General features: G+C 41.2%; 20 protein-coding genes. 12 read left to right on the top strand and 8 right to left on the bottom strand.

The annotated features are described in order from the left end of the window. On the bottom strand, window positions 1-195 hold a 195-nt coding region (locus ABWO12_RS01990; protein WP_353086764.1), incomplete at its 3' end, for a sigma-70 family RNA polymerase sigma factor. A gap of 161 nt (window positions 196-356) precedes the next feature. After that, window positions 357-1,424 carry a DUF3810 domain-containing protein gene (locus ABWO12_RS01985; protein ID WP_353086762.1) on the bottom strand — a complete coding sequence of 356 codons (1,068 nt, stop codon included), beginning with the start codon at window positions 1,422-1,424 and terminating at the stop codon, window positions 357-359. Between the two features lie 98 nt (window positions 1,425-1,522). Between ABWO12_RS01985 and ABWO12_RS01980 the strand changes: the two genes are divergently transcribed. Continuing rightward, the gene (locus ABWO12_RS01980) at window positions 1,523-2,989 is read left to right on the top strand and encodes an aminoacyl-histidine dipeptidase (RefSeq protein ID WP_353086760.1); all 1,467 of its coding nucleotides are present in this window, start codon (window positions 1,523-1,525) and stop codon (window positions 2,987-2,989) included. Window positions 2,990-3,075: 86 nt separating this feature from the next. Here ABWO12_RS01980 and ABWO12_RS01975 read toward each other — a convergent pair whose 3' ends face one another. Beyond that, on the bottom strand, window positions 3,076-3,603 hold the full coding sequence (locus ABWO12_RS01975) for a DUF6265 family protein (protein WP_353086759.1): 528 nt from the start codon (window positions 3,601-3,603) through the stop codon (window positions 3,076-3,078). After that, window positions 3,600-4,061 carry a DUF6265 family protein gene (locus tag ABWO12_RS01970; protein ID WP_353086757.1) on the bottom strand — a complete coding sequence of 154 codons (462 nt, stop codon included), beginning with the start codon at window positions 4,059-4,061 and terminating at the stop codon, window positions 3,600-3,602. Before ABWO12_RS01970 ends, ABWO12_RS01975 begins: the two co-directional genes overlap by 4 nt. A 131-nt stretch (window positions 4,062-4,192) precedes the next feature. On the opposite strand from ABWO12_RS01970, the gene prfA reads away from it, so the two are divergent. Both prfA and pyrF read left to right on the top strand, forming a co-directional pair. After that, entirely contained in the window at window positions 4,193-5,266 is a 1,074-nt protein-coding gene (gene prfA / locus ABWO12_RS01965) for a peptide chain release factor 1 (protein ID WP_353086755.1), read from the top strand. Between the two features lie 49 nt (window positions 5,267-5,315). Then, window positions 5,316-6,128 carry an orotidine-5'-phosphate decarboxylase gene (gene pyrF, locus ABWO12_RS01960; protein WP_353086753.1) on the top strand — a complete coding sequence of 271 codons (813 nt, stop codon included), beginning with the start codon at window positions 5,316-5,318 and terminating at the stop codon, window positions 6,126-6,128. Between the two features lie 178 nt (window positions 6,129-6,306). Here the strand turns inward: pyrF and ABWO12_RS01955 are convergent, their stop codons facing one another. Continuing rightward, window positions 6,307-7,011, bottom strand: a complete 705-nt coding sequence (locus ABWO12_RS01955; RefSeq protein ID WP_353086751.1) for a DUF4197 domain-containing protein — start codon at window positions 7,009-7,011, stop codon at window positions 6,307-6,309. Between the two features lie 126 nt (window positions 7,012-7,137). Between ABWO12_RS01955 and ABWO12_RS01950 the strand changes: the two genes are divergently transcribed. The 3 genes from ABWO12_RS01950 (at window position 7,138) to ABWO12_RS01940 (ending at window position 11,655) form a co-directional block, all read left to right on the top strand. After that, window positions 7,138-10,605 carry a methylmalonyl-CoA mutase family protein gene (locus ABWO12_RS01950; protein WP_353086749.1) on the top strand — a complete coding sequence of 1,156 codons (3,468 nt, stop codon included), beginning with the start codon at window positions 7,138-7,140 and terminating at the stop codon, window positions 10,603-10,605. Window positions 10,606-10,669: 64 nt separating this feature from the next. Beyond that, the gene (locus ABWO12_RS01945) at window positions 10,670-11,188 is read left to right on the top strand and encodes a hypothetical protein (RefSeq protein ID WP_353086747.1); all 519 of its coding nucleotides are present in this window, start codon (window positions 10,670-10,672) and stop codon (window positions 11,186-11,188) included. Next, complete coding sequence (locus ABWO12_RS01940; protein ID WP_353086745.1) at window positions 11,188-11,655, top strand: GyrI-like domain-containing protein; 468 nt, start codon at window positions 11,188-11,190, stop codon at window positions 11,653-11,655. Before ABWO12_RS01945 ends, ABWO12_RS01940 begins: the two co-directional genes overlap by 1 nt. A 6-nt stretch (window positions 11,656-11,661) precedes the next feature. Here the strand turns inward: ABWO12_RS01940 and ABWO12_RS01935 are convergent, their stop codons facing one another. After that, entirely contained in the window at window positions 11,662-12,105 is a 444-nt protein-coding gene (locus ABWO12_RS01935) for a hypothetical protein (protein WP_353086744.1), read from the bottom strand. Window positions 12,106-12,263: 158 nt separating this feature from the next. On the opposite strand from ABWO12_RS01935, the gene ABWO12_RS01930 reads away from it, so the two are divergent. Further along, window positions 12,264-13,835, top strand: coding sequence for a PKD domain-containing protein (locus ABWO12_RS01930; RefSeq protein ID WP_353086742.1), 1,572 nt, complete (start codon window positions 12,264-12,266; stop codon window positions 13,833-13,835). 148 nt (window positions 13,836-13,983) lie between these two features. Then, complete coding sequence (locus ABWO12_RS01925; RefSeq protein ID WP_353086740.1) at window positions 13,984-14,490, top strand: hypothetical protein; 507 nt, start codon at window positions 13,984-13,986, stop codon at window positions 14,488-14,490. A gap of 67 nt (window positions 14,491-14,557) precedes the next feature. Here ABWO12_RS01925 and ABWO12_RS01920 read toward each other — a convergent pair whose 3' ends face one another. Then, the gene (locus ABWO12_RS01920; protein WP_353086738.1) at window positions 14,558-15,535 is read right to left on the bottom strand and encodes a TerC family protein; all 978 of its coding nucleotides are present in this window, start codon (window positions 15,533-15,535) and stop codon (window positions 14,558-14,560) included. Between the two features lie 183 nt (window positions 15,536-15,718). Here ABWO12_RS01920 and ABWO12_RS01915 point away from each other — a divergent pair, with 183 nt between their 5' ends. The 4 genes from ABWO12_RS01915 (at window position 15,719) to ABWO12_RS01900 (ending at window position 20,501) form a co-directional block, all read left to right on the top strand. Then, on the top strand, window positions 15,719-17,908 hold the full coding sequence (locus tag ABWO12_RS01915; protein WP_353086737.1) for a glutamine synthetase III family protein: 2,190 nt from the start codon (window positions 15,719-15,721) through the stop codon (window positions 17,906-17,908). A 92-nt stretch (window positions 17,909-18,000) separates the two neighbouring features. Then, window positions 18,001-18,855, top strand: a complete 855-nt coding sequence (locus tag ABWO12_RS01910; RefSeq protein WP_353086735.1) for an OmpA family protein — start codon at window positions 18,001-18,003, stop codon at window positions 18,853-18,855. Then, on the top strand, window positions 18,856-19,710 hold the full coding sequence (locus ABWO12_RS01905; protein ID WP_353086733.1) for an OmpA family protein: 855 nt from the start codon (window positions 18,856-18,858) through the stop codon (window positions 19,708-19,710). It abuts the gene before it with no gap. A 5-nt stretch (window positions 19,711-19,715) separates the two neighbouring features. Continuing rightward, window positions 19,716-20,501: an OmpA family protein gene (locus ABWO12_RS01900; protein WP_353086731.1), complete on the top strand. Its 786-nt coding sequence runs from the start codon at window positions 19,716-19,718 to the stop codon at window positions 20,499-20,501. Between the two features lie 46 nt (window positions 20,502-20,547). Here the strand turns inward: ABWO12_RS01900 and ABWO12_RS01895 are convergent, their stop codons facing one another. Beyond that, on the bottom strand, window positions 20,548-21,690 hold the full coding sequence (locus ABWO12_RS01895; RefSeq protein WP_353086729.1) for a poly(ethylene terephthalate) hydrolase family protein: 1,143 nt from the start codon (window positions 21,688-21,690) through the stop codon (window positions 20,548-20,550). Window positions 21,691-21,855 lie beyond the last annotated feature (165 nt).

Genomic DNA, 21,855 nt, shown 5'->3' with positions numbered 1-21,855 from the left:
CACGCGATAAGCCCATGTCGAAAATTTGGCTTCCCCTCTAAATTTTGGAAATGCCTTCCAAAGTTGAATCGTGATTTCTTGAAACAAATCATTGTGTCCCTCTTCATTATTGGTATAGAGGCGACAAATTTTGTGGACGATGTTTTGGTGGTCCGTGAGTTGTTTTACAAATGATGTTTCTAGCGATTCATTCATGTAAGTATTAGTGATGGAATGTTCTTTTTTGTTACAATTACAATACTAATTTTCTAATTTAAAGTGCAATTGCCTTTGGAGTATATTTTTGTAAAGCTCCTGTTTATTAGATTTTTATTGTTTGAAAATGAGATTTTTAGAGCGTTCCTTTGGTGGAAAAATTATTTACAATTCAGGAAAAAGGCTTTCTTTTGATACCCCATCAATAACCCCACATACTTGCTGTATCCCGCCATTCCATCGGACTGTTGGTTTACTTTGAGAAAATGGTCATAAAATCCATGAAAGCCCTTGTGGATAAACGTGTCATAGTTTTTCCAAAATAGTTTACTCTCTTTCAAATTGGCTTTTACACCCGCATGCAACGATTGATACAATGTTTTGGAAAGCTCGGGTTGTGTTGCTTGTAACGTACCCAAACAATACCGAAGAGCTGCGGTACAAACACTGTAGCGTAAGTAGGGGTTAGTTTGATAGTACCCTGCTAAGAATCCGATAAAATTGCATTCACTCTCACTCGCAATCCCTGTTTGATGCGCCATTTCATGACTAATGACATTGCCGAGTTGATACGATGGAAGCAACGAATTGACTTGAGCCTCGTGGGTAAACGGATTAAAATAACCCGAAAAGCCCATGTTCGAGAGTGGGGCACTCAACAGACTTTTTTTGACGGAAAGTTGCCCGTAGTTGATGTCAGGATGCCGTTGCTGTAACGCTTGATATCCTTCGTGAGCCAATAGAAATAGAGAATCCATACAGTAAGGAACGCGAACGCTTTTTTTTGGATTTTGGGTAATTTGCAAATGAATGCGATGGGTTTCATTCCTCAATTGTCGGATAAAAGTTACCAATTCTTCTTGAGTGTATTGCGGATTAAGGTTCCATTTATCGGCCAGTTTTTGTCGATGATAGTTCAATCCCCAACTGAGTTGGAAAACCGCCAAAACGACTGCACTCCATTGCCCTATTGATATCCATTTTTGAACATAGGTCGTTTTTTTCCAGCGACACAATGACCAAACGATTTTGAGGATAAGCAAAGTGTACAAAACATCGCCAACCGAAAAAGGGATATAACCCATACAAAAACGCCAAAATGCATCGATATAACGATAGATGCCCTGACTGTAATAGCGTTCAATCGCTTCTGGAAATTGCCCAACAATGGATAAGAGGAACAGTTGCAAGAGCACAGCATACCATCCCCAGTACGTTCGTAGCTTCACCCTCTTTTTTTAGGGTAAATGTACGGTAATCTTAGGCTACACCCAACATTCTTTGTATTTTTGAAACGCTGTAATGGCACTAAAATAATTTTTATACTATGAGTCAAGACGTACGTCAACTAGAACCCAAAGCCCTTTGGAATAAATTTGCCGATTTAAATGCGGTGCCACGTCCTTCCAAAAAAGAAGAGCGCGTGATTGAATTCATGAAAAATTTTGGAACAAGTTTAGGATTAGAAACTTTTGAAGATGAAATCCGAAATGTCTTTATCCGAAAACCTGCGACGCCCGGCATGGAAAATCGAAAACCGATTGTGATGCAAGCGCATTTGGATATGGTGCACCAAAAAAATAATGATACCGATTTTGATTTCAATACGCAAGGTATCCAAATGTATGTCGATGGTGATTGGGTGCGCGCCAAAGGAACCACGCTTGGGGCTGATAATGGCCTGGGTGTAGCTGCGATTATGGCCATCTTAGAAAGCAAAGATATACCCCATCCCGCGATTGAAGCGCTCTTTACTATTGATGAAGAGACCGGAATGACAGGAGCATTGAACTTAAAAGGAGGAATTCTTCAAGGGGAAATTTTATTAAATCTCGATACTGAAGAAGACGATGAAATTGATATTGGATGTGCTGGCGGGGTGGATGTAACGGCGACTCGTTCCTACAACGAAGATGACGTACCCGAAGGTTCCCTTGGGTATACAATAACCGTAAAAGGGTTGCAAGGAGGACACTCGGGCATGGATATCCACAAAGGATTGGGTAACGCCAATAAAATTATGAACCGATTGTTGTTTGATGGATTTGAAAATTTTGGTTTACAAATCGCTGAAATCAACGGGGGAAGTTTGCGCAATGCCATTCCAAGAGAAAGTGTGGCACAAGTGATCATCGCTGCGATGTATGAAGAAGTTTTTGCTTTTGAAATGCAGGAACTTATCAACGAGATTAAAGCGGAATACAAAACCACCGAGCCTCAACTTCAAGTTAGTATTGAAAAGTCGGTATTTCCTACCAAAATTATGGATTTAGGGGTGCAAGAAGGATTTTTGCGTGCCCTTTATACGGCCCACAATGGGGTGTATCGAATGAGTGCCGATATGGCTGATTTGGTTGAAACCTCCAACAATATAGCGCGCGTTGTGGTAAAAGATGGACAGCTAACGGTTCAGTGTTTAACCCGCTCTTCCGTAGAAACCGCTAAGTTTGATTTGGCCAATGCCCTTCGTTCAGCCTTTGAATTAATCGGTTGTGAAGTGATGTTCTCGGGGAGTTATCCCGGATGGACCCCTAATGTAAATTCGGAAATATTGAAGGTTTTGGTCGCTATTTATGAAAAACAAAACGGTCAAAAACCGCGGGTAGTCGCGTGTCATGCGGGTTTGGAATGTGGGATTTTAGGCACGAATTACCCTAAGATGGATATGATTTCTTTCGGGCCCACCATCCACGGTGCACATAGTCCCGACGAACATGCTAGCATATCGTCTTCTCAAAAATTTTGGAAGTATTTACTCGAAATTTTAGCAACCATTCCCGTAAAAAGCAGTTAGTCGTTAGCCCTGAAAATTGAGGTCAAAACGAAAAAAAATAAAAAATCCTGAGCCATTGTGTTTCAGGATTTTTTTTATGGTTAAAATTAATATTTGTCTTTATTCTCCTCAGGCGCTACTCCCTTCGACCAAAGATACGTTTGCGTTTGCGCCTTTTTACGAATTTGACCGCTTTCGGTTTGTTGCAGTTTTCCGTTACGCAATAAACGATAGACAATTTTTTTCGGATAATCGTTGTCTGGATTCTCAAAGGTTATTGTGCTGTCAGCATCTTGTGTCATTTGAAAAGCAATAGGGGTTTCTCCTTTTTCTCCTTGAACCGTAGTGGTATAAATCAGGTAGTTTTTGCGTTGTTGTATTTCCAATTGCTCCCGATGCAAGGTATCCTTTTTCTCCCCATGAATAAACAAACAGGTTCCCGTATAGGTGCTGTCGTCGGCTTCTTTCCATTGCATTTCCATCACACCCAACGAATCGGTTAGCGACCAATTTCCCTCCAAAAAGGACGCTTTATAACGCTCTTCAAATTGAATTTCACGTCCCAAAGCATCATGTTTTTTGCACGAAAGGGTGATAAGGCCAATGCCCAAAAGGCAGAACATTATTTTTCTCATGGTTTCATTTTTTTAAAAGGAAAGATTTCCGAAGTGGCTTTCCCATTTTGCGTGCCAAAGATAGTAGCAACCAAACTATCGGCCTTTATTTTTTTATACACAATACGATTCGGAAAGTCGTGTTTTGAATTTTCAAATACCAACGAATCTGTTCCAATATAGGTTGAAGAAAAGGAAACCGGTTTTTCTTTATTTTGACCGCGAACCGAAACGATATAATCCCATCCTTTACTTGTTTTTACCAAATCGACGTGCTCATGAAAAACAGTATCGTTTTGTACAAGTATAAAACTATCAGCTTCGTATACCGTAGCATCCACTTTTTTCCAATGCTCCTGGGCATCCATGCTTCTCGTAATCTTGCGCCAAGAACCGAGGAGCCAATTCGGACTTTCATTGTCGTTTTGACAACCCCCCAAAAAGAACATAAGGAAGGAAAGAACGGCAAGCTGTTTCATATTTTATTTTTTACAATACTACAAAAATTATCAAGATTCATGGGTCAAAGTCAAACTAGCCTCTTTAAATAATTGCAATTCCATTCGCAAATTATTGTATTTTTGCAGTCCAAAAAAAGGAATAATACAATATGTTAGAGCGTTTGCAATATGTAAAACAACGGTTCGACGAGGTATCTGATTTGATTATTCAACCGGATGTCATTGCCGATCAGAAGCGTTACGTACAATTGAATCAAGAGTATAAAAACTTGAAAGCGTTGGTTGAAAAACGCGATGAATACGTTCGATTGACCGATAATATTGCCGAAGCCAATGAGATTCTCGCCGATGGTTCAGATGCTGAAATGGTAGAAATGGCCAAAATGCAACTCGATGAAGCCAAAGAACGATTGCCCCAGTTGGAGGAGGAAATCAAGTTTATGTTGATTCCCAAAGATCCTGAAGATGCCAAAAATGTGATGGTTGAAATTCGCGCCGGTACGGGTGGGGATGAAGCGTCGCTTTTTGCAGGCGATTTGTATCGCATGTATACGAAATACTGTGAAAATAAGGGTTGGCGAACTTCAGTAGTTGATTTTAACGAAGGAACATCGGGCGGATTCAAAGAAGTTATTTTCGAAGTATCGGGAGAAGATGTGTACGGCACTTTAAAGTTTGAAGCAGGAGTTCACCGAGTACAACGGGTGCCCAAAACAGAAACCCAAGGACGTGTACACACTTCAGCGGCCACCGTTATGGTTTTGCCCGAAGCCGAAGAATTTGATGTGCATATCGACATGAATGATGTTCGTATCGACTTATTCTGTTCATCAGGCCCTGGAGGTCAGTCGGTAAATACCACCAAGTCGGCTGTACGTATGACTCACATTCCTACAGGATTGGTAGCACAATGTCAAGACGAAAAATCGCAACATAAAAATAAAGACAAAGCACTTTCGGTATTGCGTTCCCGTCTCTATGAAATGGAACTGGCCAAAAAGCAAGAAGAAGATGCAAAAAAGCGAAATTCTCAGGTGAGTTCGGGAGACCGTTCGGCCAAGATTCGCACGTATAATTTCCCTCAAGGCCGCGTGACGGATCACCGCATTGGGATGGATGTTTTTGATATGGATGGCGTACTGAATGGCAATATTCAAAAGTTTATTGACGAATTACAATTGGTCGCCAATACCGAGAAACTTAAAGAAAGCGAAGTATTTTAATCTCAAGTCCAACGGTGTCGTTGGGCTTTTTTTATAACAAATTTTCAATATGGAAACCGCGGCATTGGTAGCGCAAATACAACAAAAGAAATCATTTTTATGCATTGGTTTGGATGTGGATCTCGATAGGATTCCGCCGCATTTACTACAAACCGACGATCCAATTTTTGAATTCAACAAAGCGATCATTGATGCGACACATGATTTGTGTGTTTCATACAAACCCAACATTGCCTTTTATGAAGCTTATGGGGTCAAAGGATGGATGGCTTTGGAAAAAACGATTGCCTACTTGAATGCAAATTATCCCGAGCTATTTACCATAGCCGATGCCAAACGAGGGGATATTGGCAATACTTCGGGACGCTATGCAAAAGCTTTTTTGGAAGATTTGGCCTTTGATTCGGTGACCGTTGCGCCCTACATGGGGAAAGACTCGGTAGAACCTTTTTTGGAATTTGAAAATAAACATACGATTCTTTTGGCACTAACATCCAATGAAGGGGCCTTTGATTTTCAAACGCAACAAGTAGATGCGCAAGAATTGTATAAAAAAGTAATTGAAACCTCAAAGAATTGGAAAAATAGTCACCACCTAATGTATGTGGTAGGTGCCACTAAGGCCGAGTATTTACAAGATATCCGTCGCATTATCCCCGATAGTTTTCTTTTGGTTCCCGGTGTGGGAGCGCAAGGTGGAAGTTTGGAAGCCGTATGGCATTATGGCAAAAACGACCAAATCGGTTTGTTGGTCAATTCGTCGCGGGGCATTATTTATGCGTCTTCGGGAGTTGATTTTGCCGAAAAGGCCCGAGGGGAAGCCTTGAAACTACAACAGCAAATGGCAGCATTGTTATCTTAAAAAAAAAGGCCGATTTTCAACAGAAAACCGGCTTTTTCTTAACTAACCTAAACCAAACAAAATAATAAATTATTATTTCAATACAAATATCCAACTATTTTGGGTGCGGCTGTGTTAATAGATTGTTATTCTTATGTTATTGATAACTAAAAAATTAAGACTATTTTAAGGTTTATTTTTAGTCTTGTAAAGCAAACACTTGTTGCAATAGCTTGGTGGGCCGTGCATTAAGGTTGGAGCGAATGTTTTGCTCTTCCAAAGCGATCATCGTAAACACTCCCGTTAAGGCTTTTCGTGTGGTATAATCGGTCAAGTCGGGATTCACTCTTTTAACCAATGGGAGTCCGTTGTATTTACTGATAATTTGATTCCAAACCTTATCCGCTCCAACTTTGGCAAACGATTGTTGAATTACAGGTTTGAATTGGGTGTAAAGCGGTTGCGTGGTTTGGGTTTCTAGAAAGGTTGTCGCCGCGCGATTGTCACCCATAATTATTGACTTGGCATCGGCAATGCTTATATTTTTTACCGCATTCACAAAAATAGGTGTGGCTTCTTTCACCGCATCTTCGGCTGCTCTATTCAACATTAGTACGCCTTCATCGGCCAAACTACCCAAACCTACTTTTCGTAGCGCTTTATCCACCCGCTGCAATTCCTCGGGCATCATAATTTTTACCAACTCATTTTTATAAAATCCATCTACGTCAGTTAGTTTTACCACCTGCTTGCGGATGCCGATGTCTAACGCTTCTTTCAATCCACCGGCCAAGTCCAATTGATTATGGCTTGATTTGTGTGAATGGGAAGCAGCTACAGAAGAAAGCTCCAAACAAGAACTCATCATGTAAAGGGAAGTAGCCAAGTAAAGTATCGATTTCATATTTTAATTTTTTGAATACCTTCAAAGATAATGCCGCAAATGTTAACATTATTTCAATTAACAGCATAGGGTAGAAAAATTATATTATTCGTAAATTGCGCACTTAAAATCCTTTTACAATTAAAAATGGAACAAGTGAAGCCCTATATTCCTAAAAATAAAGTAAGAATTGTAACCGCAGCCTCTTTGTTTGATGGTCACGATGCCTCTATCAACATCATGCGACGTATCATCCAAGCGACGGGATGTGAGGTGATCCATCTTGGACACGACCGCAGTGTTGAAGAAGTGGTGAATACAGCCATTCAAGAAGATGCCAATGCGATTGCCATGACCTCGTATCAAGGCGGACACAATGAGTATTTCAAATACATGTACGACCTGTTGCAAGAAAAAGGAGCTGGTCATATCAAGATTTTTGGCGGCGGCGGCGGTGTAATTTTACCCGAAGAAATTGCAGAATTGCAAGCCTATGGTATCACACGCATTTATTCTCCCGATGATGGTCGCGCTTTGGGACTTCAGGGCATGATCAACGATTTGGTACAGCGGGCTGATTTTCCTGTTGGCGATGTGTTGAATGGCGAACTCAATCATTTGGAAGAAAAAAACCCGAGAGCTATTGCGCGGGTGATTTCAGCGGCTGAGAATTATCCAGCGGTTGCTAAACCCGCTTTGGATGCAATTTATGAGCGTAATCAAGAAGTTGCCATTCCTGTACTTGGGATTACAGGAACCGGTGGTGCTGGGAAATCGTCGTTGGTAGACGAACTCGTGCGTCGTTTTCTCATTGACTTCCCCGAAAAGACAATTGGTTTAATTTCTGTCGATCCGTCCAAACGCAAAACAGGAGGCGCACTTTTGGGTGACCGTATTCGTATGAATGCAATCAATAACCCTCGAGTTTATATGCGTTCCTTAGCCACACGCCAATCCAATTTGGCCTTGTCCAAATATGTCGCCGAAGCCATCGAAGTATTGAAGGCGGCGCGCTACGATTTGATTATTTTGGAAACTTCTGGAATTGGTCAAAGCGATACCGAAATTTTAGATCATTCGGATATCTCTTTGTATGTGATGACCCCCGAATTTGGTGCGGCTACACAGTTGGAGAAAATTGATATGTTGGATTTCGCCGATTTAGTTGCCCTTAATAAATTCGACAAACGCGGTGCTTTGGATGCCATTCGCGATGTCAAAAAACAATACCAGCGCAACCACAATTTATGGGATGTGGATCCTGAAACCATGCCCGTTTTTGGTACCATTGCTTCTCAGTTCAATGACCCTGGAATGAATGCGTTGTACAAATCCATCATGGATAAAATTGTGGAGAAGACAGAGGCAAACTTAAAGTCCACCTTCGCGATTACCCGTGAAATGAGTGAAAAGATTTATGTAATTCCACCCAACCGTACCCGCTACCTTTCGGAAATTACTGAGAATAACCGTAGTTACGACCAAACGGTGAGCATTCAAGTTGATGTAGCCCAAAAATTATACGGGATTTACAAAACGATAGAATCGGTGAGTGGTCAAGTGCCCGTGATGACCAAATCGGGTCTTGAAGTGGCTAGCCCAGGGGCAGAAGATACTCAACAATTGGTCAATTTATTGGTCAAAGAATTTGATCGTGTAAAAATGAACTTAGATCCCTACAACTGGGAAGTTTTGTTGTCTTGGGAAGAAAAAGTCAATAAATATAAAAATCCAGTGTACAGCTTTAAGGTGCGCGATAAGGAAATTAAAATCCAAACGCATACCGAAAGTTTGTCCCATTCCCAAATTCCCAAAGTCGCGTTGCCCAAATACCAAGCCTGGGGTGATTTGCTCCGTTGGTGTTTGCAGGAAAATGTTCCGGGTGAATTTCCGTATGCTTCGGGATTGTATCCGTTCAAACGCGAAGGCGAAGATCCAACCCGTATGTTTGCGGGTGAGGGCGGCCCCGAGCGTACTAACCGTCGTTTTCACTATGTGAGTTTGGGTATGCCCGCAAAACGCTTGTCAACGGCTTTCGACTCGGTGACTTTATACGGAAATGACCCCGATCACCGTCCCGATATTTATGGAAAAATCGGAAACGCGGGTGTATCAATTTGCTGTTTAGACGATGCCAAAAAATTATATTCCGGATTTGATTTGAGTCATCCTGCGACTTCGGTATCGATGACGATTAACGGTCCAGCCCCGATGTTGTTGGGGTTCTTTTTGAATGCCGCCATTGACCAAAATTGTGAAAAATATATTCGTGAAAACGGATTGGAACATTTGGTGGAAGCCCGTTTGAAGGAACTATATGATACCAAAGGCGTGGGTCGTCCACAATATATTTGTGCCGATGGAAAAGCGTATAATCCATTTTATCCTAAAAAAGGAAGTACTTTACCAGAAGGGAATAACGGTTTAGGCTTATTGTTGTTGGGCGTTACCGGCGACCAGATTTTGGATCCTGAGGTATACGCAACAATCAAAGCACAAACCCTGTCGCAAGTTCGAGGCACCGTTCAAGCCGATATTTTGAAAGAAGACCAAGCGCAAAATACCTGTATTTTCTCTACCGAGTTTGCTTTGCGATTGATGGGGGATGTGCAGGAGTATTTTATTCATAAAAACGTACGCAACTTCTATTCTGTATCGATTTCTGGTTATCACATTGCCGAAGCAGGTGCGAATCCCATTACGCAGTTGGCCTTTACCTTAGCGAATGGATTTACCTATGTAGAATATTACTTAAGCCGTGGCATGAATATCAACGATTTTGGCCCGAACCTGTCGTTCTTCTTCTCCAACGGTATCGATCCAGAATATGCGGTAATTGGTCGTGTAGCGCGAAAAATTTGGGCGAAAGCCTTAAAATTCAAATACGGCGCCAACGAACGGGCACAGATGTTGAAATATCATATCCAAACATCAGGGCGTTCGTTACACGCGCAGGAAATTGACTTTAACGATATTCGTACGACTTTACAGGCTTTGTATGCGATTTACGACAACTGTAACTCGTTGCATACCAATGCGTATGATGAGGCGATTACAACACCTACCGAGGAATCCGTTCGTCGTGCCATGGCGATTCAGTTGATTATCAATAAAGAATTGGGATTAGCAAAAAATGAGAATCCAATTCAAGGTTCGTTCATTATTGAAGAACTAACCGATTTGGTAGAAGAAGCCGTGTTGGCTGAATTTGATCGCATTACAGAGCGTGGCGGAGTATTGGGTGCTATGGAAACCATGTACCAACGCAGTAAAATTCAGGAGGAAAGTTTGTATTATGAAACGTTAAAACATACAGGTGAATACCCCATTATCGGGGTGAATACGTTTTTGAGTTCGAAAGGTTCGCCAACCGTTTTACCCGCTGAGGTTATTCGTGCCACTGAAGAGGAAAAGCAAGTGCAAATTCAAACGTTGCAAAATCTTCACGGGGCACATGGTGTAAAAGTAAAAGAACTCATCGCTCAGGTGCAAGACGCCGCCATTAACAACCGCAATATGTTTGACCAATTAATGGAAGCGACCAAGTATTGTTCCTTGGGTCAAATTACAGCCGGTTTGTTTGAAGTAGGAGGTCAGTACCGAAGAAATATGTAAAACAGCTGTTAAATACCCCCAGACAGGTAAATTGCCTGTCTGTTTTTTTTATAATTTTACACCTATGCAAAAGGATTTACACCAAGAAGTAGCGCATTATCTCTCCAAAAATTACACCTATACCAATACGATTCGTTTTTTGGTTCGGGATGGTTTTTCCGAAGAGGAAGTGCGTACAGCTATAAAAGCCTATTTGAAGGAGAATCGCCCGATGGGGATGGATGTCCTTGCTTTTGCTTTTTTGGTGATACATACTGCAATGATTGTCCCTTTGTATGCTTATTTCATCCTTCCACAAGAATCATTTGCGGTTAAATTGACCTTATTACCCCTAATGATTGTAATCGGCATCATTGCTCGTTATGCGAAAGATGAACAACCGTGGGCCATGCGTTTGATGACACTAATTGCTGTTCCTGCAACATTTTATATTTTTTACCTAGGAATTACTTACTTTATTTTTTTAGAGTCTAAAGGGCAATCCGCAGGCCATTATTCGATTATCGCTGGACTATTACTCTATACTCTCTTTGCTTACAGTGCCTTTCGCGGTGTAAAAGTTTTTTTTGATAAGCGAAAGTAATGCAGCCTCAGATCATACAATTACCCGAAAAGAAATTGGTTGGCATTTCTCGTACTATGTCTTTTTTGGATTATCAGGTGAGCGAACTCTGGCAATCGTTTATGCCAAGGCGTCATGAAATTCAGAATGTAAAAAGCAATCAGTTGTTTAATATTCAGGTCAATCCACCCGATTACTCGTTTGATCCAAAGACTGAATTTGAAAAATGGGCAGCTTTAGAGGTGGATGCCTTTACAACTATTCCTCAAGGTATGCAGAAATTAATTATTCCTGCCGGGCTTTATGCTGTATTTACCTATCGAGGAGACGGTTCAAATGCGTCAGATTTTTTTCGTTCAATTTTTACCCAATGGCTCCCTGAAGCTCAATTGCAATGGGAAAACCGACCCCAGTTTGAAGTCCTGAGTGAGAAATACAAAAAAAACTTCCCCGATTCGGAGGAGCTTATTTATATCCCTGTCCATTAATTTATACTAGGAAATAGCTAAAATTTTATGTCTTTTGGCGCCAAACTCAATCGTATCTCCTGCTTTTTTACCCCGCATTTCTGCATAAGCAGGGGCTTTCTCACTCAACGTAATTACCGTTTTATCTTTCCATTTAAAAGTGGGGATTGAGATGCCCACATAAATGTAATATGTTTCAGTTTCAACCAAGGCTCTAAGCTGAATGATAGTGTACTTTTTGCAATGCTGTTCCCTCATAAAGGTTTCCATCTCTTTGGCTTGTCGCAACAGTTGTTCATACCGCAATTGCATCTCCGCAGCCTCCGATTGTCGGGCATAATCTTCAGGATCTAAGGTGTCATTGTCGTCCAAATCGGTTGCTAACTTGTAGCGTTTTACTGAGTTTTCAATTTGCTGAATGTACGCTTGTAATTCAGCTGCAATTTCTAAAACTAAAAGGGTCTTGTTCATGTGTTATACCTATTTATTACTAGTACAAAGGTATATTCATTCCTTAGCTTTGTATATGATATTTATCAGGGGAATTTAATTTATCTTATATTCAATTAGTTAAGCTTTTTTAGGAGTATTGTTTTAGGATTAGTATATTTGAGCAAATTTTAAACAAAATGCGAATCATTACGTTACTTTTATGCAGCATGACTGCTGTTTTGTATGGTCAAGCGACATATACGTCGGCTAATTTCGCTTCGGTGGGCGATTCCTTTTATATCACAACGCCCGAACCGCCTGCGTTACAATTGGATTACACGGTGACAGGTGCGGGAATAGCTTGGGATTATAGCGCTTTAGTTCCTCAAACGCAAGAGCAAATTTCATGGACAAATCCCAATAATAGTGGTTATAAGACTGTTTGGTGTTTTTTAAATAGTTATTTTTTTAATTGTAATTCGCAATTTAATGCCAATTTTAACTTGGCTAATACGGCCACCGACGGTCTCGTTTTACAAGGATTTGGTTTGACCAATGTAGTTAATCATTTGAATAAAACGAATGCCGCCCTTCAAAATAAAATGATTGGGGCGCAAGTTACCCTAAACGGAACTACAGTTCCATTTGTAGTATCCTATACGGACCCCGATGATTTGTATCAGTTCCCCATGAATTTCGGCAATACTGCCACACAGCCTTTTGCCATTAATGCCAATCTTTCCTCTTTTGGTTTTCCGGTGCAAATTCAATCCGCTGGACAGCGCACCAATTTGGTAGAAGGGTGGGGCACTTTGGTTACGCCTTTTGGTTCTTTTGCTAATGTGTTGAAATTGAAAAGTACCTTGGTGCAAACGACCACAATCACTGTCGATGGGACTCCACAAACGACCACCACAACGACTGTTTCTTACCAATGGTTTGATCCTGCTCACAAGATTCCTGTTTTGGAGGCCAGTGGAAATTTGGTCAACAACCAATGGGTTCCCACCACCGTTCGTTTTATGGATATCCAACGTTGTCTAACGCCACAAGCGGCATTTGCTTTTGTACCGGTGCAGCCCGATTTTAATCCAACGAATAATGGAGTAACGGTGAACTTTGTAAATTTGAGTTCAAATTACATGGCATCCAGTTGGGATTTTGGGGACAATACTCCTGTAAGTACGCTCGAAAACCCATCGCATACGTTTGTTTGTCCCGGATTGCAAGAGGTAACGCTTACAGTTACGAATACTTTTTGCGAACCCGATCAAGTGAATACCTTTACCATTCCGGTTTTTGTTTCTGATTCGCAAAATGCCTTTACAACCTCCGTGACGGTAACCGATACTCAATTGTCGGCCGATCGCACTTTGACGGGTACAACCTACCAATGGTTGGATTGTGACAATAACAATGCACCGATACCCAATGCTACGGGGCAAGTATTTACCCCCACAACCGATGGGAATTACGCCGTACAGCTTTCTACCAACGGTTGTGTCGCGGTGTCCGATTGTTATCCTTTTGCAGCTCTAGGAAATGTAGGATTTACTCCAGGGAATTCACGACTCGTTCCGAATCCAACCACCGGAGTATTCACCATTACGGGTGTAGCCACAGCACAAATTCAAAAAATTGTGGTTTGGGATCTCCTCGGAAAGCCCGTGGCATATTCCACCGATATTTCGCATTTGGCTGCTGGATGGTATACAGTACAATGGGAAACCGATGAAGGTGTTTTTCATCAAAAGATAATTAAGCAATAAGAAAGAAGCTCCCGTTGTTGGAGCTTTTTTATTGTAACACGCTGTCAATAAGCTAACTACTTATTTGGGGTGCAGCATGGGTAATTTTTGGCACGACTATTGAATAGGTGTAAATAAGTTTGAAGTATAATCTTAAAACACGACTCCTATGCGAAAAATTACCTTATTGTTAGCCTTCATCGGGATGATGAGTCTTCAAAGTTGTACCGTTAATGAAGTTCGAGAGGATACGATAGACAATGATACCATTAGTCAAGTATATGAAGTGACACGTTCATTTACGCCCTCCAATAATTTCAGTACGTTGATTACATTTCCGCAGCCCAATTTCAATTCTGATATGGTATTGGTCTATCGCTTGGCGGGAGTTTCAGGAGGCGTGGATGTGTGGAAATTAATGCCTGAAACGTATTTCTTCCCCGACGGGACTTTGGATTTTGGGTATGATTTTGACTTTACACGATTTGATGTAAATATCTTCATGCACGGTTTTGATTTGGCAGGGGTATCCCCTAATTTCCGTGTCAACCAAGTCTTACGCATTGTGATTGTTCCTGGCTTTTTTGGAAAACAAGCCGCTACTTCCACTTCGTGCAACGACTACCATGAAGTTGTTCGCCGTTACGGTATCCAAAACGTAACGAAATTACCATAGAAAATTAGGTTAATTACTATAGTTTGTTTGTTTGGTTAGTGAAAAGGCGCTCTTCGGAGTGCCTTTTTTATTCTTCATCCCGAGAAGGTTTGGCTGCTTCGACCTTTGAAGCACTGTACAGCGAAAATACCACGCCGCCTACCAAACAGGCCACAATAAAAAGCAAGGATGCCCATTCAGGGAGTTTGATATAATCGTGGGCCAACATTTTTACCCCAACAAAGGTTAGGATAATAATAAGACTGTATTCTAAATGGTTGAATTTTTCCAACATATTGGCTAAGAAAAAGTACATCGAACGCAAGCCTAGGATGGCAAAAATATTGGAACTAAATACGATAAATGGATCAGAGGTAATCGATAGAATCGCAGGGACACTATCGACAGCAAACAATACATCCATGACTTCAATGAGCATTAAGGCCACAAATAATGGAGTCGCTGCTTTTTTACCCTGCTGCGTACGAACAAAGAATTTTTCTTTATCGTGCTCCGAGGTGATTGGAATAATTTTTCCTATTAACTTATAAATAGCGGAATGCTTGGGGTCAAAAGCGTCGTCGTCTTTTTTAGAAAACAACATTTTAGCTGCTGTAAAAATTAAAAATGCCCCAAACACATAAGTTGTCCAAGTAAACTTATTGATAATGGCGACTCCAAAACCAATCATCAACCCACGGAAAACGATGGCCCCTAAGATACCCCAAAACAATACCCGATGCTGGTATTTCTGCGGAATGCGAAATGAGGCAAAAATGACAGCAATCACAAAAATATTGTCAATACTAAGGGATAACTCAATGAGGTACCCGGTGATAAACTTCATCGCTGCAGTGGATTGCGAGAGTTGTGTGGGATTGGCTAAGTAGTCAGTGCCGTACAGCCAGTAGATGACACCCGAAAATATAAAGGATAAAGTTACCCATAGCGCGGTCCATTTTCCTGCTTCTTTTGAGCTAATGATATGGGGTGTCTTGTTAAAAACCCCTAAATCCAACGCCAAAATACCTACTACTAAAGCAAAAAAGAGAATCCAAACGGTCATACGTCAATTTTTTTACAAAGATAATCCTTTCCGTAACCCTCCAAAAACACATTCAATAATATTTAAGTATTATTAAATTGTAAACAACCCCCTAAAAAAATAGGGGTATAATATTTTATTTGTCAAAAATAAATATATTTGCACCACAATATTTAGGGTATAATCATTTTAAAACACATTTTTATGTCAACATTGCGTTTTCAGGCCTTACAAGCTGCTGGTAATCGTAAACCAGTTAAGGTAGAAGAGCTCGACAAAAAGTCGGCCATCTTTGGTTCAAATGTATTTAACGACAAAGCGATGCGGCAATTTCTAACGCCAGAAGCGTATAAAGCCGTAAAAAGTGCCGTCCAATACGGGACAAAAATCGATCGTAAATTGGCCGATTATATCGCTATGGGAATGAAAGAATGGGCGCTTACTAAAGGCGTAACTCATTATACGCATTGGTTCCAACCTTTAACAGGGACTACTGCTGAAAAGCATGATGCCTTTTTTGAAACCTCATTTGACGGCAGTGATCCAGTAGAGAAATTTGGTGGAAGTCAGTTGGTGCAACAAGAACCTGATGCGTCATCTTTTCCCAACGGGGGAATTCGCAACACCTTTGAAGCACGTGGTTATACCGCTTGGGATCCCACTTCGCCCGCATTCATTTACGGAACTACCTTGTGTATTCCTACGGTTTTTGTGTCTTACACAGGTGAAGCGTTAGATAATAAAACGCCTTTGTTACGTGCTTTAAACGCTATTGATGAAGCAGCGACTGAGGTGGCTAAATATTTTGATAAAAATGTAAAAAAAGTGACACCAACCTTAGGTTGGGAGCAAGAATATTTCTTGGTTGATTCGGCCTTAGCTGCTTCTCGTCCTGATATTACGTTGACAGGAAGAACGTTGTTGGGTCACGCTTCTGCCAAGGGGCAACAATTGGAAGACCACTATTTTGGTTCGATTCCTACTCGCGTTTTGAATTATATGCGCGACTTGGAAAACGAGTGTATGTTGTTGGGTATTCCCGTGAAAACCCGTCACAACGAAGTAGCACCCAATCAGTTTGAATTAGCACCTATTTTTGAAGAAACCAACTTGGCGGTGGACCACAATTCATTGTTGATGGATGTAATGTCAAAAGTTGCAGAACGACACGATTTCAAAGTGTTGATGCATGAGAAACCTTTTAAAGGAGTGAACGGTTCAGGAAAACACAACAACTGGTCCATGGCAACCGATACAGGTGTAAATTTGTTAGCACCCGGAAAAACACCGATGAGCAACTTACAGTTCTTGACCTTTTTCATCAATACCATCAAAGCGGTGTATCGATATGAAGAATTGTTACGCGCGTCTATTGCTTCTGCGAGCAACGACCATCGTTTGGGAGCCAATGAAGCGCCACCCGCTATTATATCGGTATTCATTGGTCAACAATTGACAAAAGTTTTGGCCGAATTAGAAGGGGTGACCAATGGCAAACTTTCTCCAGAAGAAAAAACCGATTTGAAATTGAATGTGGTAGGTAAAATTCCAGATGTATTATTAGACAACACCGATCGTAACCGTACTTCGCCGTTTGCGTTCACAGGGAATAAATTTGAATTCCGTGCGGTAGGTTCGTCAGCCAACTGTGCCAATGCCATGACGACTTTGAATACTATTGTCGCCAAACAGTTGAAAGATTTCAAATTGGAAGTAGATGCTTTAATTGAGAAAAGAGGCTTGAAAAAAGACGAGGCGATTTTCAATGTGTTACGCGAATACATCAAAGAAACCAAAAACATCCTTTTTGAAGGTGATGGTTACAGCGAAGCTTGGGAAAAAGAGGCTAAAAAACGTGGCTTGAGCAATCATAAAACGACACCCAAAGCGTTGAAAGCGAAAGTTTCTAAAGAAGCGGTGAAATTGTTTGAAGAGTTACACATCATGAACCACGTTGAGGTAGAAGCCCGTTACGAAATCGAATTGGAAGAATACACCAAAAAAATCCAAATCGAAGGACGTGTGTTGGGAGATATTGCCCGAAATCACGTGATTCCAACGGCTATACGTTATCAAAATACGTTGATTGAAAATGTACGCGGTTTGAAAGAAATATTTGGTAAGGACTTTGAAAAAATTGCCAAAGAGCAAATTTCGTTAATCAAAGAAATATCCGCTCACATCGAAGGAATCAACAGTAATGTCGATGCGATGATTGAAGAGCGCAAGAAAGCTAATAATTTGACGACGGCTGAAAAACAAGCGGAAGCCTATTGTGACAAAGTAAAACCGTATTTTGACATCATCCGTGAGCATTGCGATAAACTGGAGTTACTAGTCGATGACGAAATGTGGACATTGACGAAATACCGTGAGTTATTGTTTACGCGATAATACAATTTTGAATCTAAACATAAAAACCCGTTAGCAATAGCGGGTTTTTTTATTTCTGGGCACTAAAATTTGTGTATTTTCGTTGTATGAGTATGCAAAAACTAGTACTATTTCTCGGACTGCTGTTCGTCGGACTACTTCAGGCACAGGAACAATTTGTGGTGTATTTTGACAGTGGAAAATTTGAAACCAGTCCCAAAGAAACACAACGATTACAACAATGGATGCAAACCCATAAAGAGGTGAAAATCCTTGCCATTCAAGGCTATACCGATGAGGATGGCAGTAGTGGTTACAACGATACGCTTTCCCGTAAGCGGGTTGATTTTGTATACCAGCAAGTCCAGGGAAAAATTGCCACCCGTGTCGATTACAAAGCCCACAGTTTTGGGGAGAAATTTACCCAATCCAAAAATAAAGCTGAAAACCGAAGAGCGACCATCTTATTTATTCAGCCCAAAGATTTTGCCCGTGAAAATGAAATTTTAGGGATTAAACCGGTCGAACCTGAGAAACCTGTTGAGCCCGAGGTGATTGAGGAAGAAGCCATGCATTTCCCAGAAAATGCCTCTTTGGAGGAGAAAATCCAGTTGGCGCGGGTGGGGACGTTAATTCGACTTCGGGATATCAATTTTTATCAAAACACCTTTGCCGTGATGCCTACTTCCAAAAATGCTGTCGATGAATTGGTCAATGTGTTGTATAAGAATCCCAAACTCCACATTGAAATTCAAGGGCATATTTGTTGTGTGAGTAAAGATTATAAAAACCTTTCGTTGGATCGCGCCCGCCAAATCAAACGTATTTTAGTTTCAGAAGGAATCGCCTCCGAGCGAATTACCGTTAAAGGATTTGGTGTTTCCAAGCCTAAATTTCCAATTCCCGAAAAATCAGAAGAAGAAGCCGCTCAAAACCGCCGGGTTGAAATTTTAATCACTCAAAAATAAATGCGTAAATTCTTCTTCCTTTTTCTTTTTATGACGAATTGCGTAGCTGCCCAACGTACAATTTCAGTTTTTTTTGCGTTGGATCAAAGTTCGATTTCCATAGAAGAAGTAAAGAAACTCCAGGTAAATTACTCATTAGTACATTATAAAGTGATTGAAATTCGGGGCTATTGTGATGCCCGTGGAAGTATCGCCTACAACGATGCTTTGGCACAACGACGTATCAATTCGGTACTTCAACAATTGGATGACTTGTCAATTTCCTCCGGGAAAGCGCTTCAAAAGGTAATCGGGGAACGCCAATTAGAGTTTTCTTCACATGCTCAAAATCGTAGGGTTGATTTAGTAGTTGAAGCGTTAGCTAAAATTGAAGATTCAGTGTTACCTACCGTAATTGAAAAAAAAGAGCAGATTGCTCCTCTGGTTGAAGAAACGCTGACTCCAGAGGAACAAATCGCTGAAGAGGCGGAACAATTGGAAACGCAACTGACCCAATCCAAGGCGGGGATCGTTTTTAGAATAAAAAATCTTAACTTCGTATTCAACAGTGATGAAATTGAAATCTTATCATTGCCCTTATTGGACAAATTGCTTGAAGTGATGCATAATTTTCCGAAATTGGAGATTGAAATTCACGGGTATATTTGTTGCAATCCCGACCCCAACGACACGAAACTGTCGATTCGAAGAGCCCATAAAATTTACAGGCATCTCACCCAAAACGGTATTGATGCCAAACGATTAGGGTATAAAGGATTTGGTAGTTCCAACCCCATTTTTCCCCTGCCAGAAAAGTCCGAGGCCGAAAAAGCTGCCAACCGTCGTGTTGAAATTTTAATCAAGCACGCTATCTAAAGATTATGTTTCGCTATTTTCTTCTCCTATTTTTTTGCGGCCAAGTCTATGCGCAGCAAAAGCTTGACGTTTATTTTGATTTTGACAAATACGATTTGAATGCGCAAGCAATTCAGACCCTCAATTCTTGGATTGCTGAGGGGAAAGCCTATAAGGTCACCAAGTTGTATGGGTTTTGCGATTGGAAAGGAAGCAATGGATACAATGATACGTTGGCACTCCGCCGTGTGTATGCGGTCTATGATTATTTGAAACAACAAAATATTTCGGTTGAGAAAAATATAGAAATTCGGGGTTTTGGGGAAGATTTCAAGCAGTCACCGCGCCAAGAAGAGAATCGTCGAGTCACCCTTTTTTATGAAGTGGAGCAACCCAAGAATTCGACTCCTGCTATGGAATCTCCCGCACCTTTATTGAAGGATGCTGTGGCTCAGGCTAAAGTTGGAGATCGGATAGCTTTGAAGCAAATTCTTTTTCACAATCATTCGGCTAAGTTTATGCCCGAAAGCGAATCTGTTTTGTTGGAGTTGCTTTGTGTGATGGAGGAAAATCCGACTTTAAAAATTGAGATTCAAGGTCATATTTGTTGCGATACTGAAAACCGTTACACCTATATCTCTGAAGCACGTGCCAGAGCCGTTTACACCTATTTGTTGCGGTATAAAATTGATCGCAAACGAATGATCTACAAAGGCTATGGTACCCAGCAACCTCATTTTCCAATACCGGAGCGCAATGCCCAAGAAGAAGCAGCCAATCGACGGGTAGAAATTCGCATCTTAGCGCGTTGATGTAATTATTTCAATTTCAAGAAGGTAAAAAACAGCTTTGGTCTCCCTACTGTTTCATCAACTTTTGTTGGTAGCGTTCCCCAGACGTTGTAGTGAGTTCTAAAATATAGGTTCCAGCCGCTAGAAAGTCGACCGCAATAGAAGCTGAATTGGTTTTTTCCAAGACAATTTTCCCTTGAATATCGCGCAAAATTAGTGATTGTATCGCCGTTGCCGGTAAAGGAATGGTCAACGTTGATAGCATTGGATTAGCGAGTCGCAGTCCTTTTTCTTGCGAAATATTGGCCAAATCCAAGGCACAGGATGTACATTGCCATTGGGCGGTAACACCGTTGGCTGCATTTAGCAACTGTAGCAATTGGTCGCGGTCGCTGCAACTGTCTTTTAGTTGTGCATTCATCCATAGGAGTAGGTAACTATGCATGATTGCTTGTTGTTGACTTCTGGTAATAGTGGGACTCGGGGAGCAAGTGGCTTCTCCAAAACTACAATTGAAATTGCTGTTGGCCATTTGGCAATGGCTTCCCCCTGTAATCGAGAGGTATGCTTTACATGCCCCAGAAGGTAAAGCATTGTACATAGGTAACTGATTTGTATTGGGTGGTGTGATGCAATCGTTACTTCCTGCTATAACAAGAGAAGGGAGTGTAATGTTTTGTGAGGCTGAAATGGCGCTTGGATTGGTCTCCGCAGGAGCTAAGGTACATAGTGCATCGATAGGTGCACCGAGTGCAGCCGCCAAATGTGCACTTCCTCCGCCCATACTGTGCCCCATGACGCCTGCTTTGGGATGAATCCGTTGAAAAAAGAAGGCTCCATTTTGCGTATTTTGCGCTTTAATCTGCGTAATCACAAAAGCTAAATCTTGAGCAAAGTTGAGGTGTGACGGTGAAAATCCACCCTCTGTTGTGGGCAAGGCTACAATATATCCTTGAGGCACTAAAAGTTCCCAAATATTTTGATAAGCGCCTACATTCATCACAAAACCGTGTCCAAAAGCAATAACTGGAAAACTACCTTGAGCTACGGGGGTATCGGTTCCTGCACTCACTGCGGGATAATAAATTTGTGTGCTCACCGACCGGTTATTACGCGTGTTGTCGGTAAATGTTGTTGTAGTACTACCAATAACAAACGGTTGTGCCGAAACAGAAATCCAGACGAAAAGAAAATATAAATTGTAGCGCATTGTTTTGTTTTTCAGCAAAATACAAAATATTTACGGTCTGCAAACATTTTTTTAATCAACATCAACAATAATAAACATGTCCCAAGCCCCATAATTGAATGCAATTGATATCGCGCTACTACTATGGGGTGGACAAGCACTGCTTGGGGATTTCCAACGGCAGTT

The organism is Flavobacterium sp. (assembly GCF_040379285.1).
Taxonomy (GTDB): Bacteria; Bacteroidota; Bacteroidia; order Flavobacteriales; family Flavobacteriaceae; genus Flavobacterium.
Note: the sequence above shows the minus strand (reverse complement) of the source record. Positions and strands in the feature narration are given on the sequence as shown.

Coding starts and splice junctions, on each gene's coding strand:
- prfA (WP_353086755.1), top strand. CDS start 4,193: ATGTTAGAGCGTTTGCAATATGTAAAACAACGGTTCGACGAGGTATCT.
- ABWO12_RS01945 (WP_353086747.1), top strand. CDS start 10,670: ATGCAAAAGGATTTACACCAAGAAGTAGCGCATTATCTCTCCAAAAAT.
- ABWO12_RS01980 (WP_353086760.1), top strand. CDS start 1,523: ATGAGTCAAGACGTACGTCAACTAGAACCCAAAGCCCTTTGGAATAAA.
- ABWO12_RS01950 (WP_353086749.1), top strand. CDS start 7,138: ATGGAACAAGTGAAGCCCTATATTCCTAAAAATAAAGTAAGAATTGTA.
- ABWO12_RS01930 (WP_353086742.1), top strand. CDS start 12,264: ATGCGAATCATTACGTTACTTTTATGCAGCATGACTGCTGTTTTGTAT.
- ABWO12_RS01905 (WP_353086733.1), top strand. CDS start 18,856: ATGCGTAAATTCTTCTTCCTTTTTCTTTTTATGACGAATTGCGTAGCT.
- ABWO12_RS01900 (WP_353086731.1), top strand. CDS start 19,716: ATGTTTCGCTATTTTCTTCTCCTATTTTTTTGCGGCCAAGTCTATGCG.
- ABWO12_RS01955 (WP_353086751.1), bottom strand. CDS start 7,011: ATGAAATCGATACTTTACTTGGCTACTTCCCTTTACATGATGAGTTCT.
- pyrF (WP_353086753.1), top strand. CDS start 5,316: ATGGAAACCGCGGCATTGGTAGCGCAAATACAACAAAAGAAATCATTT.
- ABWO12_RS01920 (WP_353086738.1), bottom strand. CDS start 15,535: ATGACCGTTTGGATTCTCTTTTTTGCTTTAGTAGTAGGTATTTTGGCG.
- ABWO12_RS01975 (WP_353086759.1), bottom strand. CDS start 3,603: ATGAGAAAAATAATGTTCTGCCTTTTGGGCATTGGCCTTATCACCCTT.
- ABWO12_RS01915 (WP_353086737.1), top strand. CDS start 15,719: ATGTCAACATTGCGTTTTCAGGCCTTACAAGCTGCTGGTAATCGTAAA.
- ABWO12_RS01895 (WP_353086729.1), bottom strand. CDS start 21,690: ATGCGCTACAATTTATATTTTCTTTTCGTCTGGATTTCTGTTTCGGCA.
- ABWO12_RS01940 (WP_353086745.1), top strand. CDS start 11,188: ATGCAGCCTCAGATCATACAATTACCCGAAAAGAAATTGGTTGGCATT.
- ABWO12_RS01935 (WP_353086744.1), bottom strand. CDS start 12,105: ATGAACAAGACCCTTTTAGTTTTAGAAATTGCAGCTGAATTACAAGCG.
- ABWO12_RS01910 (WP_353086735.1), top strand. CDS start 18,001: ATGCAAAAACTAGTACTATTTCTCGGACTGCTGTTCGTCGGACTACTT.
- ABWO12_RS01925 (WP_353086740.1), top strand. CDS start 13,984: ATGCGAAAAATTACCTTATTGTTAGCCTTCATCGGGATGATGAGTCTT.
- ABWO12_RS01970 (WP_353086757.1), bottom strand. CDS start 4,061: ATGAAACAGCTTGCCGTTCTTTCCTTCCTTATGTTCTTTTTGGGGGGT.